A 15,212-nucleotide genomic window follows, 5' to 3' on the forward strand; every position below is an offset into this window, starting at 1 on the left:
ACATGACGATTCCCCATCCCACGCCCGATACCGCCTCCCCCACGTCCGACACTACCGACGATTTCTCACAGACCGTCCCGACCAATCCTCGGCCCATCACCGGCGACGCCCTGCGCGACGCCGTCCTCCGCCGCTATATGGACCGACGCCGCCGCGCCGCGGCGGCGAAGATGGAGGACGACCCGGGCTCGGCTCCCAGGCAGGCACCGATCGGCCATCCGATCGCGCTCGCTTTCCTGGCGCGTCTCGCCCGGACGATCGGCGAGTTGCCCGATCCGGCCCTGGTGGCGACGGAGGGACGGGTGCTGCTCCTGCGGACCGACGACCCGGCGGATCGCACCCTACCCGCGCTGATGTCCCGGGAGGTGCTGCCCACCCTCGCCGCTCTCCTCGGTCGACCGGCACCCCGCTCCGAACTCGTAATCGCGAACGCGTGGAACAAGGTCGGCAACGCGGAATGGTCCATCGTCACCGAGGATCTCACCCGCATCATGGCCGCCGGTCAGCTCGCCATCATCGCCTGCAACCCCGCCATGGCTGTTCCCGACGAGATCGCGGACCTGCTTGATGTCGATGTCTCCGTTCCTGGCCTGTCCCCGGACGACATCATCGCAATTATGGATGCTGTCGAACGCCCCGGAAGGGACGACCCCGACCTTCTCGGCCTCCTGCCGTCGGCAGAGCGCCTCGCGGCCATCGGGCCTCTGCATCTGGCTTATGCCTGGGCGGCCACCGACGAGGACGGCGCGGCGGAGGTCGCGCGCCGCCTCGCGCGGGCGGCCGACCGGATAAAGGACCGGGAGCCGGAGCAGACCAGCGATCAGCCCGAGACCGCGAATGACGACGCCGAGGACAATGACATTCCCGCGCTCCGCCTCGCCGATCTCCGCGGCCTCGGTCCCGCCGGCGACCTGCTCCGCCGCCTCGTCGACGACGTCGACGACTGGCGCGACGGCCACCTGGACTGGCGCGACGTCGGGGCCTCGGTCCTCCTCTCCGGCCCGCCCGGCTGTGGCAAGAGCAGCGCTGCGGCCGCCATCGCGGGCGAGATCGGCGGGCCTGTCGTCGACCTGTCCTACACGCGGATGCAGGCGGCCGGACACATGGGAGAGGCGCTTCGCGCCCTGGACAAGGCAGTGGCGCAAGCCAGGTCGGAGGCCCCCTGCGTCGTCTTGGTCGACGAGGTCGATGACCTCGCGGATCGCGGTGGTCACGGTGCCAACGCAAACTCGCACAACCGCAGTTACATGCGCAGCATCGTCAATGCCTACCTGACCCGGCTGACGCAGCTCGCCGACGCGCCCGGCGTGGTCGTGGTGCTGGCGACCAACCACCCCCACCTGGTCGATCCGGCCCTGATCCGGGCGGGCCGCGTCGACCACCACCTCCACATCGGCCTGCCGGACCGCGCTGCGCTTGAAGAAATCCTCGCCGATGCGCTCGGCGATCATGCAGCACCGGCACTGGTCGATGCACCGGCCTGGTCCATGGCGCTCGATGCCCTCACGGGTGGATCGGGTGCGGACGCCGCCAAACTCGTCCGCGATGCCGTCGCCGCCGCGCGGACGCGCGTGCGGCGGCAGCGGACCGGCCGGACGCGCGCACAGAACGGTCAGCCGGCACCCTTCGCCGTCACGCCGAACGACCTCGCGGTCGCGGCCTCGGCCTCGAGATCGGGCACGTCCGTCCCGCCCGATCTGCACCGCCTCGCGATCCACGAAGCGGGCCACATCGTCGCCGCCCATGCTCTTGGTCGCCCCAGACCCTCCCGCGCGTGGATCGGGCCGCAGGGCGCGGGCGTGACCGCCCCGGTCGAGAGGACTTATACGGCGGACACGGCGCGGGCGGAGCTGGCCTGCCTGCTCGCCGGCATGGAGGCCGAGCGCCTGATCCTCGGCACCGTCTCCTCTGGCGCAGGCGCGGGAGCCTTGAACAGCGATCTGGCGAAGGCCACGGCGATGGCCGCCCGGATCGCTTCGGAATGGCATCTGGAGACCGAAGACGCGCCGCCGGTCTGGCGCAGCGCCGAGAGCTATGCCGCGTCGCCCGACTGGGCGCACCGCCGGACCGCCGAGGCGGTCGAACGGCTGCTGACCGACGCGCGGGCCCGCTGCGTGGACCTCCTGCGGGAGTGGCGCGCCATTGTGGCGCGCGTCGCCGGTGCCCTCCTTCGGGAGCGGGAACTGAACGGCGACGCGATCGCGCGCCTCCTCGACGGACCGTTTCCCGCCTCGGTGCCGCCGCACGGGTCGGAGCATGTCTCCACACCGGATGAATCGCGCATCGACGGAGGCCCGCAATGACCCCCTCCCCGCCGGTCTCCGAGGCCATTCAACGCCGCTGCTGCGCGCGGATCCCCACCCGCCGCGCGTGGCTGGCGAACTTCGGAGACGAGACGGAGGACGGGGAAAGACGAGAGGAACTGACCCATGCGATCCTGACGCGGCATGTCGAGCCCCTCGCGTCGAGTGGCCCGACGAGCCGGGAAGATCTGACAGCGCAGCTCCACGTTCACTGGGTGGAGCATGGGCCCCGCGGGCGCGACGACGATGCCTACGCCGTCGATGACGCAGAGCCGTATACGCACCCGGACGCAGATCATGTCCGGCCGCTTCAAGAATCCCAGACGCGTGGCAACCCGCTATGACAGGTGCCCCACGGTGTTTATCTCGGCCATCGCCCTCGACCCTCCCGTGCTCTTCTGGCTACGGATCCAGTGGCGAAAGACGGTTCATTCGTACCGCTAGAGTACCCAAGGCCCGTAACCCATTCCGAGACAAGCGCGGGTCAGCCCCAAGAAGCGTTGGGGGATAATTTGGGGGACCAGTGTCGCCGAAAACAGAGTAATCTATCTGTTTTCAAAAACATAGAAAAAGTCTTTGGTGCCGCTGAAGGGACTCGAACCCCCGACCCCATCATTACGAATGACGTGCTCTACCAGCTGAGCTACAGCGGCACCGTGGCGCGGTCCTTAGCAGGGGTTCGGGGCCGCTTCCAGCCCCGAAATGCGCGATTTTCAGCTGCGGGCATCGCCGTTCAGCGTCACGGGTTCGTCGACGTCCCGGGTGGTTCCGACGATAGCAGGGTTCACGGGCGCAGCGGGCTCGACCTCCTCGGCATCGGGGATGTCATCGGGGGTCGGCACGATTGCCGGAACACCGGCCGCCGCCCCTGCCGTGGATGCCCCCACCAGAAGCGGCAGCATATCCGAGCTTAGCGCCGCCGCAGACGCGGCAGAGCCCTTCGGCTCGGTCCAGCTGAGGCTGTCGAAGGCCTCGCAACTTGTGCAGACCGGGATCCAGTCGGCATGGACCGTCCCGCAATTCTCGCACACCCACTGCGGGCCGCGCGTCGCGCCAAGCGCCTTGGCCAGCCAGCCGCGTACGACCGCCTCGCTCGCCCCCTCGCCCCGTTCGATCGCCGCCATCAGGGTCAGGGACCGGGTCGTCGGGTGGCTCTCATAGAGGGTGCCCAGAACGCGGCGCGCGGACGGGAAATCCTCTGCGGCCAGATACAGCTCGGCTTCCAGCATCTTGGTCTCGGGCGCATCGGCATTGACCTTAAGGAACGGCTGGAACCGCTTGATGCGCTGCTCCGGGGTCTCGCCCGGCGCAATATCGGCGAAAGCGGCGGCAAGGTCGGGATGGGGGGTCTTGGCACGCGCGGCCTTCAGCACCTTGGCCGCCCGGCGCTCATCGCCCGACTCGGCATGCAGGCGTGCGGCCAGGACGGCGGCGGGGACCAGTTCGGGCGACAGGCGGTTGGCCTCGAAGACTTCGGCGCGGGCCTTGTCCATGTTTCCCTTGGCCAGCTGATCGCGCGCATCGGCCAGGCTCAGCACCGCCTCGCGCCGCTTGTAGACATCCTTGGGCAGAGACCCGGATTTCAGCTTGGCGGTCAGAACGCGGCGCGCGCCGTCCCAATTCTCGTCCTTGGCTTGCAGGCGCAGCAGGGTGTCCTGCGTCTCGACATGGCGCGGCTTGAGGGCGAAGGCCTTCTCGGCCAACTTCATCGCCGTTGCGGTATCCCCGGCCTCGAGCTTCTGGCGCATCAGGCCGCGCACGCCCACGAACCGCGTCCGCTCATGGGTGACCAGCGTTTTCCAGGCTTCGCGCGCCCGGTCCGTCTCGCCCGCCGCCTCGGCGGCCTGGGCCACGACCAGCGTCGTGATTTCGGGTTTCTGAAGGTATTTCTCGGCCTTCTGCGCCTTTGCCGCCGCCTCGCGGGATTCGCCCGAGGCGAGCGCGATCAGGCTGTCTGACAGCGCCTGATATCCCTTCCGCTCCCGGTTGCGGTCGAAATAGGCGCCAAGGGCCGTGTCATCGCCGTTGATGAAGCGCATCACCGCGACAAGGAACCCGGCCAGCTTGAACACGACCCAGAGGGCCAGCATCAGCACCAGAACCGACAGGATGACGACGAGGGGTTCCAGAACGAACTCCCCGCCATTGAACTCGACCGTGACTTGACCGGACAGGGCGAGCAGGGTCTGAACCCCGAAGGCCAAAGCGCCGACGATCACGACGAAGAGGAGGATTTTGAACAACGACCAGAGCATCTAAATCCTCATCCGTCCTGAAGGTAAGCATCAGCCGCCGCGAGTGCGGCAGCGCGGGTCTCGACGCGGGCGCGCCAGTCGGCCAGGGGGGCGGCGGCCTCGGGGGGCAGCGCGTCCATCTCGTTCAGCGCCGCCGCGAGGTCGCCACCGCGCACGGCGGCCTCCACACGGCTGAGAACGGCGTCGACGTCATCGCCCTCGCGCGGTTCGAGCGAGCGCGGGTTGAAAGCGTTGCGGAACAACGACCCCACGCCGCCGCCGCTCTGGCCACTGCGCGACAGACGCAGCGCCTCGCGGGCAAGGGGCGGGAACTCCGCGACAAGGGTGGCCTGCGTCACGACGCCTGCGTCGGCGACGGCAGCGAGGTCCGGGGGCACATCGCCCAGAATTTCGACCTGATCGGCAAAGGGCACGCCCGATTGCAGGGCCAGGGCGATCTGGTTCTGCGCCGCCTGCCGGGCCAGCGCCTCGGCTTCGGCGACAACCGACTCGGCGGCGCCAGTAGCCTCGGTGAACCCGGACTCAAGCGCATCGACACGGCCGGTCAAGTCGCTCACCGCCGTCTCGACCGCGTCCGTCCGATCCGACAGCGCGGTCACATCGCCGCGCAACCCGGCATCCGAAGCCGTCGACGCCCCTGCAGCCGGAGCGGCTCCCGATGCGGGCTCCGCCGTTTCCAACGCGGCAATCCGTTCGGCCAATGCGTCGACATCGGCGCGCAGGGTGTCTTGAGTTGCCACAAGCGCCGAGAGGTCGGGCTCTTCAGCGGCCGGCAATGCCGCCAGCTGCGCCTCGAGCGCATCGAGACGGGCGGTCGACTCGTCGGCGGGCGGCATCACGAACGTCGGGATCGCATAGCCGATCGCCCCCGCCACCAGACCACCCAGAACCAACGGCACGAATCCGGGTCCGCGCTTTTCGATCACCTGCGGGGCCGTCGCGGGCAAGACCGTCGCGGGCTCTTCATCCTTGGCCGCGTCTTCCTCGACATCGGCATCGGGCACGTCATGGTCCTGCCGCTCCGCGCCTTCGACGGTCACGAGGTCGGTCGTTGCCTCCGCATCCTCCGCATCGGGCTCCGTCGCCGCCGCGTCCTCGTCGGCTGGCGCATCGTCACGGTCTAGCCCGGATTCGTCCGCCGCCGTCCCGACAGGCTCACCCTCGGGGTCGTTCAGAACATCGTCCAGCGTCTCGTCAAAGGATTCGTCGGCGTCGTCACCCGCAGGCGGCGTATCGGACGCCATGGCATCCTCAATGGCATCGCCGGTCGAAGTTTCGACAGTCTGATCCTTGTCGGGCGTGGACCCGGTATTCTTCTTGCTGCGCGCCAAGGCGTCCCCTCCGGCTGGCTTATGGGACGGTGGCAGATCCGTCTCACCTGATACACCTAGACCGTCGGCCCCGGGCCCTCAACCGCCCGTGGGTGCAAATTGTTCCGGATCGTCTGCATCATCGCCGGACCATCGGGCCTATCCGACACGGCCAGCGGCGGCACGGGGCAGGCATCGGCCACCGCCCGGCTCAGGCAGATGGCCAGGATTCGGTCGTAGCGGTCCCCTGGAACAGCTTCGAACAGCAATGCCGCCGAGCGGGGCGAATAAAGCGGGGCCAGAACAGGTCCCGCCGCGATCACCTCCACCGCATCGGGGCTCAAGGCCTGCGCCTCCGCGCGGTAGATCACCTGCGACACCGCCTTCAGGCCGCGCGCCGTCAGATCCGCCGCCAGATCGCCGCGCTGAACATCGCCGCGCAGATGGGTCAGCGGCGGCGCATCGGCCGGGATCGTCAGGACCAGCGTCGCCGCATCGGGGGCCACGCCCTGCACCTCGCATCCCGCCGCCTCTGCCGCCGCCGCCGTGCGCGGCCCGACCACCCAGGCAGGCAAACCCCTGCGTCCGCCAAGCGCTGCGAACGCCTCGACCGCATTCACCGAGGTGAAGATCAGGCCCCCCGTCAGCGCGGGCAAATCCCCGAAGGCCACGATCCGGAGCAACGGCGAGATCACGACACGCTCCACCCCCTCGGCCCGCAGCTGCGCCGCCAGCGCCTCGGCGTCGGCAAGCGGGCGCGTCAGCAGGACCGGCAGGGGGACACGACGGGGTGGATGCATTGTGGGCCGGGACCTCGCTGGCTAAAGGGGGGCGTGGCGACAAGGGTGGACCCGGGCGGGCGATGGCACAAGGTCTGACGATATTGGGACTCGAAAGCTCCTGCGACGATACTGCCGCCGCCGTGATCCGGCGCGCGCCGGACGGCACGGGTGCGATCCTGTCCAACGTCGTGTTGCGGCAGGACGACCTGCATGCGGCCTTCGGCGGTGTCGTGCCCGAGATCGCCGCCCGCGCCCATGCCGAAAAGATCGACATTGCCGTGGGGCAGGCCCTGAGCGACGCGGGTGTGGCGCTGCGTGACTGCGACGCCATTGCGGTGACCGCGGGTCCCGGGCTGATCGGCGGAGTGCTCGCGGGGGTGATGTGCGCCAAGGGGCTGTCGGCGGCCACGGGCCTGCCGCTGATCGGGGTGAATCACCTGGCGGGTCACGCCCTGACCCCGCGCCTTACTGACCGGTTGGTCTTTCCCTATCTGATGCTCCTGGTCTCCGGCGGCCATTGCCAGTTCCTGCGCGTCGATGGCGCGGACGACTTCACCCGTCTGGGCGGCACCATCGACGACGCCCCGGGCGAGGCTTTCGACAAGGTCGCGCGCCTTCTGGGCCTGCCGCAACCGGGTGGCCCCGCCGTCGAAGCAGAGGCAGAGACCGGCATGGAAACGCCCCGGCTGCCCCGCCCGCTGCTGGACCGGCCAGGCTGTGACATGTCGTTTTCGGGCCTCAAGACCGCCGTGCTGCGCGCCCGCGACCGGATCGTGGAGGAGCATGGGGGCCTGCCCCGCGCCGCGCGCGCCGACCTCTGCGCCGCGTTTCAGGCCGCTGTCCGCGACGTGCTGGCCGAGAAATCGCGCCGCGCGCTGTCCCTGGGGCCGGTCACGGCCTTCGCCGTCGCGGGCGGCGTGGCGGCCAATGGCGCGCTGCGGGCGGCGCTGCGCGATGTGGCCGATGCGGCGGGGGTGCCCTTTGTTGCGCCACCGCTGGCGCTGTGCACCGACAATGCCGCGATGATCGCCTGGGCCGGGGCGGAACGCCTGATCCTGGGGCAGCGCGATGACCTGACGTTGGCCGCCCGTCCCCGCTGGCCCCTGGACCGACGCGCCGATCCGATGCTCGGGTCCGGCAAGCGCGGGGCCAAAGCATGATCGGCGTCGTGGGCGCAGGCGCCTTCGGGACGGCGCTGGCCGTCACCTGGGCGCGGGCCGGAAGTGATGTCGTCCTCTGGGGCCGCAACACAGAGGCGATGGCAGCGGCCCAAAGCCTGCGCGCCCTGCCCTGCCTGCCGGGCGTCACACTGCCCGACAAAATCCACGCCACAGCCGATCCTGGCCACCTGGACGACTGCGCGACCCTCGTGCTGGCGGTGCCGACCCAATTCCTGCCCGATGTCCTCACCACCCTGCCCGCTTTCTCGGCCTCGCATATCGTCGCGGCCTGCAAGGGCGTCGACCTGCGCAGCCTTCAGGGGCCCACCACGACCATCGCACAGGCCTATCCCCAAGCCGTGACCGCGATCCTGTCGGGGCCGAGCTTTGCCACGGACATCGCCGCTGGTCTGCCCACGGCGCTCAGCCTCGGGTGCGAGAACGACGCCGTCGGTGCCTCGCTTCAGGCCGCGCTATCGACCCCCACGATCCGCCTCTACCGCACGCAGGACGTGACCGGCGTCGAACTGGGCGGCGCGCTCAAGAACGTCATCGCCATCGCCTGCGGCGCGGCCATCGGCGCGGGACTGGGCGACTCCGCCCGCGCCGCCCTGATGACCCGTGGCATGGCCGAAATCATGCGCCTTGCTGCTGCCATGGGTGCGCGGCGCGACACCCTCATGGGCCTGTCCGGTCTGGGCGACCTGGCGCTGACCTGTGCCTCGCCCGCCTCGCGCAACTTCGCCTTGGGGATGGCGCTCGGGCGCGGCGAGCCCCTGCCCGATGCCACGACCGAAGGCGTCGCCACCGCCGATGCGGCGCTGCGCCTTGCCACCGAACGCGACCTCGATTTGCCTGTCACGCAGGCCGTGTCCGGCCTTGTGGCCGGTCGCCTGACGGTGAAGGATGCGATGACGGACCTTTTGACCCGCGACCTGAAAACGGAATGAGCCCGATGATGCACGCCCTGATCTGCACCGACAAACCCGGCCACCTGGAGATGCGCAAAGCCAACCGCGACGCCCATGTGGCCTATCTCAAGTCCAACGCAGCCGTGCTTCAGGCCGGGCCCTTCTTGAATGGCCAGGGCGAGATGTGCGGCTCCCTCATCATCCTCGACACCGAAGACCGCAGCCAGGCAGAGGCCTTCGCCGCCTCCGACCCCTATGCCCTCGCCGGTCTCTTCGAGGATGTGCGGATCGAGGCGTGGAACCGGGTCATCAACGCATGAACCACTGGCTGTTCAAATCCGAGCCATCCACCTGGTCCTGGGACGATCAGGTCGCCAAGGGCGATGCGGGCGAGGAGTGGAACGGCGTGCGCAACTATCAGGCCCGCAACGTGATGCGGCAGATGAAGGTCGGCGACCGGGGGTTCTTTTATCACAGCCAGGACCAGAAGGCCGTCGTCGGCCTGGTCGAGGTCTGCGCCGAAAGCCACCCCGACAGCACGGCGGCCGACGACAAATGGGATTGCGTGGACATCCGCGCCCTGAAACCCCTGCCCGATCCCGTAACCTTGGCGCAGGTCAAGGACACGCCGGAGCTGGCCGATATGGCGCTCGTCCGGCAAAGCCGTCTGTCGGTTCAACCCGTCCGCCCAGAGGAATGGGCCCTGATCTGCAAGATGGGCGGCCTCGCGGACTGAAACCGGATCGCCTTTGGCTGCGTTAGCCCCGCATGACCGAGTCCGATCTGATCCGCATCGAACGCATCCGCCTCGACCCGCTGACGGGGCGATTGGAGGGGTTCGCAATCTGCCGGACGTCTTCCGGCAGGACCCTTCGACGCCGAATCGTCACCTCCGGCGACCCCCGTTGGACCCACGCCGAGACGATCGCCGCGCTGAAGCGACGGGCAACCACAGGCAGTTGACCAGAAGGGGCCTGATATCCGGACCGGCGTTGCCGTCGGACAGCCCCCGCTCCACTTGATCCATCCCTGCTACGACAGCGCGGATCAGGGCAGACGCCCGACATCATCCTCCGCCTCGGCCAACTCGCGCCCGGACTGGTCCACGAAGGGATAGGCCGTCCGCCCGAATTCCAGAACGAAGGTTCCGCCGTCCGACCAATGCTCAACCCCAGGAAGGTCGAGGCGGTCCCCCGCAACCCGGTCGAAATTCGGATAACGACAAGTGAATCCGCCTCTGCCATCGCAGGCTCGAGGGTCGGCTTGAACGACGCCCGCAATTTCCGTGACTTAGATGCCATCCCGCGCCTCCATCGACCTCACCACAGCGACGCCGTCCTGCCGCGCCAATCCGGCGATTCTGGCGCGTCCGACTGGACAAGCCCGCACCCGCCGTCCTAGGCGACCGGAGCCGACACATCCCGAGGAAAGCGCCATGTCCACGACCGCCGATGACCGCCTGATCGTCGCTTTAGACGTGCCCGATGCCCTGTCAGGGCTCAAACTGGCCGAGACACTTGGCGACACGGTGTCCTTCTACAAGATCGGTCTGGGGATGCTGACCGGGGGGGGGCTAGCGCTCGCCAACGAGCTCAAGTCCGATCACGGCAAGCGTATCTTTCTGGACATGAAACTTTTCGACATCGGCGCGACGGTCGAGGCGGCGGTGCGGGGCCTTGCCCGTTTCGACCTCGACTTCCTGACGGTGCACGGCGACCCCCACGTGGTGCGCGCCGCGGCACAGGCCAAGGGCGACATGAAGATCCTCGCCGTGACGATCCTCACCTCGCTTGACCGCGCCGACCTCGACGCCGGGCTGATGGTGGCGGGTGATATTCCCGATCTCGTCGCCATGCGCGCCGCCCGCGCGCTCGAGGCCGGGGCCGACGGTGTCATCGCCAGCCCGCAGGAAGCCGCCCTGATCCGTGCCCTGCCGGAAGCGGCTGGCAAACTGATCGTCACCCCGGGCGTGCGTCCCGCCGGCGCGGCCCTGGGCGACCAGAAGCGGGTGATGACGCCGGGCGAAGCCGTGCGCGCCGGCGCCGATCACATCGTCGTCGGACGCCCCATCCACCACGCCCCCGACCCCCGCGCCGCCGTCAGCGCCATCCTGGGTGAACTGGCATGACGCTCCGCCTTGGTGATCTGCTTTCAAGCGCCTTCCCCGCGTTCGATCCGGCCCGGACCGCACTAGGCGCCGTGACGCGCCTATCCGACGGAACCTGGTATCGAACATTCCGACCACGCAAAGCGTCTGACAATCGCATTCCGCAAATCGTTCCATTCCTGCTATCCGAACAGGCAAACCTTAGGCGACGGCCTGTCTATCGATGGATGGGAAGACCGTCCTGGGTAGCCGGGCCACCGGGCTGAACCAGAACTAGCGGCCCAGGCCCCGCTTGCAGACCGTGGGGACCTTACCGTCCTTGCCGAAACCCTTGATCCCGCAATGGGCGCAGTTGAATTCGTGCATTGGCCCGGTGCGGAAGCCCGTCGGCTGCCAGTCGCAGGGGTTGCGACGCACGGACGGGACACGGCTGCCGGACCAGAACCAGATCGCCGCCGCCACAAGCAGGGTCAGGACGATCAGGATCGGCATCAGTCGTTGATGTCCTTGTCGAAGGTCTTGACCGATCCGCCCGGCGGCCCGAAGACCGCGCGCAACCCGGCCCAGGCGACGCCCGACAGGACAGCGAACAGCACCAGAAGCCAGGCGGCCCCGTAGGCCGAGGCGGCAAGACCGCCCAACAGACCGGTCAACAGACCAAGGCTCACCACACCCGCGCCGATGGCAAAGCCGAGCAGGATGTAGGTCGGGGCCACCACCTCAAGGATGGCCAGCACCACGGCGGTAAGCGCCCAGATCCACCAGGCGGCCCACATCAGCCGCGCCCCCGCAGCATCTTGAACGCTTCGCCGAAGGCATCCATCGCCGACGCGGGCACAACCACAGTCTGGGAGCCCGAGCCGCTGCCCAGGGCCGTCAGCGCCTCGACCTGCTTGAGCGCCACCTGATACTGCGCGGCCTCCAAGCCGTTCTCGGCGATGGCCTGGGCCACCACGCCGGTCGCATAGGCTTCGGCGTCCGCAGCGATGCGGCGGGCCTTGGCGGTCTGCTCGGCGGCATAAAGCTCGGCATCGGCGGCCAGTTCCACGGCCCGGCGCTTGCCCTCGGCCTCGGTCACCTGGGCGCGGCGCGCACGTTCGGCGTTCAGCTGCTGCATCATCGCCTCGCGGGTCTGTGCATCCAGATCGACGTCGAGGATTTCGGCCCGCGTCACCTGAATGCCCCAGTCGTCGACGGCCTCGGCCACCTGCGACTTGATCTTGGCGATGACCTCGGAGCGGTTCGACTGCACCTCGTCCAGTTCCATCATGCCGACTTCGGCGCGCACGATGCCCGCGACCGTGGTCGAGATGGCGGCATCCACGTCACGGATCCGGTAGACGGTCTTTTCAGGCTCGAGGATGCGATAGAAGACCGAGGTCTCGATCCGCACCAGCACGTTGTCGCGGGTGATCGCGTCCTGGCTGGCATTGGGCAACTGGCGCTCCAGCACCGAAATCTTGTGCGCCACCTTGTCGAGAAAGGGGACGATCACATTGATGCCCGGGCCCAGAACCGCCTTCAGTCGGCCGAACCGTTCCACCACGAATTTCTCGGACTGCGGAACGATCCGCACGCCGAGCATGATGCAGACGATCACGAAGATCGCGACCGCAATCAGCACCGCGTTCTCGCCCGCGAAGGTCAGCAGTTCACTCTGGATATCCATCTCACCCAATTCCTCTGGCGTTGTCTCACGGTCTAGATAGGGTGCAGGGGACGAAAACGGGACGGTCCGGCGATCCGCGACCACGCCAACCCTGCGCCTCTGTGGCGCGAAGGCCGCAGTCGCCCGCATCCCGCCGCAATCGGCCCCTGTTCCAACCCCCGCACCGCAGGCGTAGGATCGGGCTCATGCCAAGCCTCTGCCGCCAATGCCTGACCACCTTCGATGACGGGACACGCTGTCCCGCCTGCCGGTCGCCCCGCATCACGGCCCACCCCGAACTTTTCGACCTGACCATTGCGCATATGGATTGCGACGCCTTCTATGCTTCGGTCGAAAAGCGCGACCGACCGGACCTGGCCGACAAGCCCGTCATCATCGGCGGCGGGCGACGCGGGGTCGTGTCGACCTGTTGCTATGTCGCGCGGATTCGCGGCGTGCGCTCGGCCATGCCGATGTTCAAGGCGCTGGAGCTTTGCCCGGATGCTGTCGTCCTGAAGGGACGGATGGACCTTTATGTCGAGGTCAGCAAACAGGTCCGCGCCCTGATGGAAGAGCTGACCCCCGCCATCGAACCCCTGTCGCTGGACGAGGCGTTTCTGGACCTCACCGGCACCGCCCGGCTGCACGGCGCGCCACCGGCGGTCATGCTGGCCCGGCTGACGCGCCGCATGCAGGAGGAGATCGGGATCACCGGCTCCATCGGGTTGTCGCACAACAAGTTCCTGGCCAAGATCGCCTCCGACCTCGACAAGCCGCGCGGCTTTTCCGTGATCGGGCGGGCCGAGACCAAGGCGTTCCTGGCCCCCAAACCCGTCGGCATCATCTTCGGCATCGGGATCGTCGGGCAGGAATCGCTGAAAAAGGCCGGGATCAACACGATTGCCGACCTGAAACGATGGGACCGCGCCGATCTGGCGCGCCGCTTCGGGTCCATGGGCGACCGGCTCTGGCATCTGGCCCGGGGCGAAGACCACCGCCCCGTCAGCCGCAATCGCCCGGTCAAATCCATTTCGAAGGAAACCACCTTCGGCGAAGACACCGCCGACGCCGACATCCTCGATGGCCACCTCTGGCGGCTGGCCGAACAGGTGTCTGCCCGCGCCAAGGCCAAAGAGACGGCGGGCCGGGTCGTCACCCTCAAACTCAAGAGCGCGGATTTCAAGACGATCACCCGGCGGCACGCCCTGTCGGACCCGACGCAGATGGCCGACCGCATCTACCGCGAGGCGCGGGCGCTGCTGGATGCCATGGGATCGACCGGGCCCGCGCGGTTGATCGGGGTGGGCATTTCCGACCTTGTGTCCGCTGACATGGCCGACCGTGGCGGCGACCTTCTGGACCCCGGCGCCGCCCGCCGGGCCGAGGCCGAGCGGGCCACCGACGCCATCCGCGCGCGATTCGGCCCCGACGCGATCCGCAAGGGCCGCGCCCTGCGCTAGGTCATTCGGCGGCCAGGCTGCGCGACGTATCCAGCGTGGCGCAGAACCGCGAAATCGCTTCGGTCAGCATATCCTGCAGATTGCCGAAGTTATCGTTCGGCTGGACCTGCCCCTCGTCGAGATAGAGCGCGCGGTCGATCTCGATCTGGATGGCGTGACGACCCCGGGCGGGCTTGCCGTAGGCCTGCGTGACATAGGCACCGGCAAAAGGCGCGTTGCGCGCGACGCGGAACCCCAGATCGACAAAGATCGACTCCAGCGCGCCCACCAGATCACCCGAGGCCGAGGCCCCGAAGCGGTCGCCCAGCACGATCTCGGGCGTGCGCCCCCGGGGGCCCGCCCCCTCGATCGCCTCATGGGGCATGGAATGGATGTCGAGCAGGATGGCCCGCCCGAACTGATCGTGCGCGCTGTTCATCAGGTCGGTGAGACAGGCATGGTAGGGACGCCAGACCGTCTCTATCCGCTTGGCCGCCTCGTCCTGGCTGATCTTGCCCCGATAGATCGCCCGCCCCTGCGCCACCACACGGGGAATCACACCAAGGCCGGAGGAGATTCGCGGGTTCATCGCGCCGCGCGGCACCCCCTGCACCACCGCAGGGTCCAACTCTTCGGGCGCGCGGTTGAGATCGAGGAAGGCCCGCGGCATCTCGGCCGTCAGAAGCGGAACGCCAAGCGAGGTGACCCGGTCCAGCAGCAGATCGACATAGGCATCTTCGGACGACCGGATACCCGCCGCATCCAGAACCGTGGTGGACAGGAAATCCCAATCGTAGACCCGCCCCGAATGCGGACTGGCCACGACGACGGGGGCGGTCACGACATCGGGCAAGGTCAGCTTGAAGGTGGATCGGGACATCGGGTGCGGGGTCTCCTTTGGGATGACGATAAGGTAGTGCCAAAACTCTCGAAAGCCCCCTTGCACGCCAACGTGAAAGACACTATCCACCGCCCACCAATGTTCAGGGGCCAATCTTCGGCGTCTGGAAGCGCGTGATTAGCTCAGCGGTAGAGCACTTCGTTGACATCGAAGGGGTCACTGGTTCGATCCCAGTATCGCGCACCATTCACCGCTCCGCCAGTCGGAGCAATCGCAAACCCGGGGTGTCACCCCGCAGGCATCAGGAGCGCAAACCCATGAAGGTTCGCAATTCCCTCCGGTCGCTGAAGAACCGCCATCGCGACTGCCGCGTCGTGCGCCGCAAGGGCCGGGTCTACGTGATCAACAAGACGCAGCGCCGGTTCAAGGCCCGCCAGGGCTGAAGCCATCGCTTCG

At 68.2% G+C, this 15,212-nt stretch carries 16 protein-coding genes and 2 tRNA genes; 10 read left to right on the forward strand and 8 right to left on the reverse strand.

The features are described from left to right. The first annotated feature begins 2 nt into the window (after window positions 1–2). Window positions 3–2,303 carry an AAA family ATPase gene (locus BM002_RS11055; protein ID WP_139212347.1) on the forward strand — a complete coding sequence of 767 codons (2,301 nt, stop codon included), beginning with the start codon at window positions 3–5 and terminating at the stop codon, window positions 2,301–2,303. Window positions 2,304–2,880: 577 nt separating this feature from the next. On the opposite strand, the gene BM002_RS11065 is transcribed toward BM002_RS11055, so the two are convergent. The 4 genes from BM002_RS11065 to BM002_RS11080 all read right to left on the reverse strand — a co-directional run bounded on the left by BM002_RS11065 (window position 2,881) and on the right by BM002_RS11080 (window position 6,668). Further along, a tRNA-Thr gene (locus tag BM002_RS11065) sits at window positions 2,881–2,956 on the reverse strand. A 60-nt stretch (window positions 2,957–3,016) separates the two neighbouring features. Further along, window positions 3,017–4,558: a heme biosynthesis protein HemY gene (locus BM002_RS11070; RefSeq protein WP_092780687.1), complete on the reverse strand. Its 1,542-nt coding sequence runs from the start codon at window positions 4,556–4,558 to the stop codon at window positions 3,017–3,019. An 8-nt stretch (window positions 4,559–4,566) separates the two neighbouring features. After that, window positions 4,567–5,889 (reverse strand): COG4223 family protein, encoded by a 1,323-nt coding sequence (locus BM002_RS11075; protein ID WP_092780690.1) that lies wholly within the window; start codon window positions 5,887–5,889, stop codon window positions 4,567–4,569. 56 nt (window positions 5,890–5,945) lie between these two features. Next, window positions 5,946–6,668, reverse strand: a complete 723-nt coding sequence (locus BM002_RS11080; protein ID WP_092780693.1) for a uroporphyrinogen-III synthase — start codon at window positions 6,666–6,668, stop codon at window positions 5,946–5,948. A 62-nt stretch (window positions 6,669–6,730) separates the two neighbouring features. Here BM002_RS11080 and tsaD point away from each other — a divergent pair, with 62 nt between their 5' ends. From tsaD to pyrF, 6 genes are all read left to right on the forward strand, one after another. Next, window positions 6,731–7,810: a tRNA (adenosine(37)-N6)-threonylcarbamoyltransferase complex transferase subunit TsaD gene (gene tsaD / locus BM002_RS11085; RefSeq protein ID WP_092780696.1), complete on the forward strand. Its 1,080-nt coding sequence runs from the start codon at window positions 6,731–6,733 to the stop codon at window positions 7,808–7,810. Beyond that, on the forward strand, window positions 7,807–8,760 hold the full coding sequence (locus BM002_RS11090; protein ID WP_092780699.1) for an NAD(P)H-dependent glycerol-3-phosphate dehydrogenase: 954 nt from the start codon (window positions 7,807–7,809) through the stop codon (window positions 8,758–8,760). The genes tsaD and BM002_RS11090 overlap by 4 nt, the downstream gene beginning before the upstream one ends. A gap of 5 nt (window positions 8,761–8,765) precedes the next feature. Then, window positions 8,766–9,041 carry a YciI family protein gene (locus BM002_RS11095; RefSeq protein ID WP_092782115.1) on the forward strand — a complete coding sequence of 92 codons (276 nt, stop codon included), beginning with the start codon at window positions 8,766–8,768 and terminating at the stop codon, window positions 9,039–9,041. Next, on the forward strand, window positions 9,038–9,457 hold the full coding sequence (locus BM002_RS11100; RefSeq protein WP_092780702.1) for an EVE domain-containing protein: 420 nt from the start codon (window positions 9,038–9,040) through the stop codon (window positions 9,455–9,457). Before BM002_RS11095 ends, BM002_RS11100 begins: the two co-directional genes overlap by 4 nt. Before the next feature lie 32 nt (window positions 9,458–9,489). Beyond that, window positions 9,490–9,684 carry a hypothetical protein gene (locus BM002_RS11105; RefSeq protein ID WP_092780705.1) on the forward strand — a complete coding sequence of 65 codons (195 nt, stop codon included), beginning with the start codon at window positions 9,490–9,492 and terminating at the stop codon, window positions 9,682–9,684. Window positions 9,685–10,156: 472 nt separating this feature from the next. Continuing rightward, entirely contained in the window at window positions 10,157–10,849 is a 693-nt protein-coding gene (gene pyrF, locus BM002_RS11110) for an orotidine-5'-phosphate decarboxylase (protein ID WP_092780708.1), read from the forward strand. Between the two features lie 252 nt (window positions 10,850–11,101). On the opposite strand, the gene BM002_RS11115 is transcribed toward pyrF, so the two are convergent. From BM002_RS11115 to BM002_RS11125, 3 genes are read right to left on the reverse strand one after another with little or no spacing between them, the layout of a single operon-like run. Further along, window positions 11,102–11,320, reverse strand: coding sequence for a hypothetical protein (locus BM002_RS11115; RefSeq protein WP_092780712.1), 219 nt, complete (start codon window positions 11,318–11,320; stop codon window positions 11,102–11,104). Further along, window positions 11,320–11,604, reverse strand: a complete 285-nt coding sequence (locus tag BM002_RS11120; RefSeq protein ID WP_092780715.1) for an NfeD family protein — start codon at window positions 11,602–11,604, stop codon at window positions 11,320–11,322. Before BM002_RS11120 ends, BM002_RS11115 begins: the two co-directional genes overlap by 1 nt. Beyond that, on the reverse strand, window positions 11,604–12,497 hold the full coding sequence (locus tag BM002_RS11125; protein ID WP_092780718.1) for an SPFH domain-containing protein: 894 nt from the start codon (window positions 12,495–12,497) through the stop codon (window positions 11,604–11,606). Before BM002_RS11125 ends, BM002_RS11120 begins: the two co-directional genes overlap by 1 nt. 185 nt (window positions 12,498–12,682) lie before the next feature. Here BM002_RS11125 and BM002_RS11130 point away from each other — a divergent pair, with 185 nt between their 5' ends. Beyond that, the gene (locus BM002_RS11130) at window positions 12,683–13,936 is read left to right on the forward strand and encodes a DNA polymerase IV (protein ID WP_092780722.1); all 1,254 of its coding nucleotides are present in this window, start codon (window positions 12,683–12,685) and stop codon (window positions 13,934–13,936) included. Window position 13,937: 1 nt separating this feature from the next. Here the strand turns inward: BM002_RS11130 and BM002_RS11135 are convergent, their stop codons facing one another. After that, entirely contained in the window at window positions 13,938–14,795 is an 858-nt protein-coding gene (locus tag BM002_RS11135) for an N-formylglutamate amidohydrolase (RefSeq protein ID WP_092780725.1), read from the reverse strand. Window positions 14,796–14,927: 132 nt separating this feature from the next. Here BM002_RS11135 and BM002_RS11140 point away from each other — a divergent pair. Beyond that, window positions 14,928–15,002, forward strand: a tRNA-Val gene (locus BM002_RS11140). Window positions 15,003–15,073: 71 nt separating this feature from the next. Continuing rightward, window positions 15,074–15,199, forward strand: coding sequence for a type B 50S ribosomal protein L36 (gene ykgO / locus BM002_RS11145; protein ID WP_005850168.1), 126 nt, complete (start codon window positions 15,074–15,076; stop codon window positions 15,197–15,199). Window positions 15,200–15,212: the final 13 nt, after the last annotated feature.

The organism is Jannaschia pohangensis (assembly GCF_900113875.1).
Taxonomy (GTDB): domain Bacteria; phylum Pseudomonadota; class Alphaproteobacteria; order Rhodobacterales; family Rhodobacteraceae; genus Jannaschia; species Jannaschia pohangensis.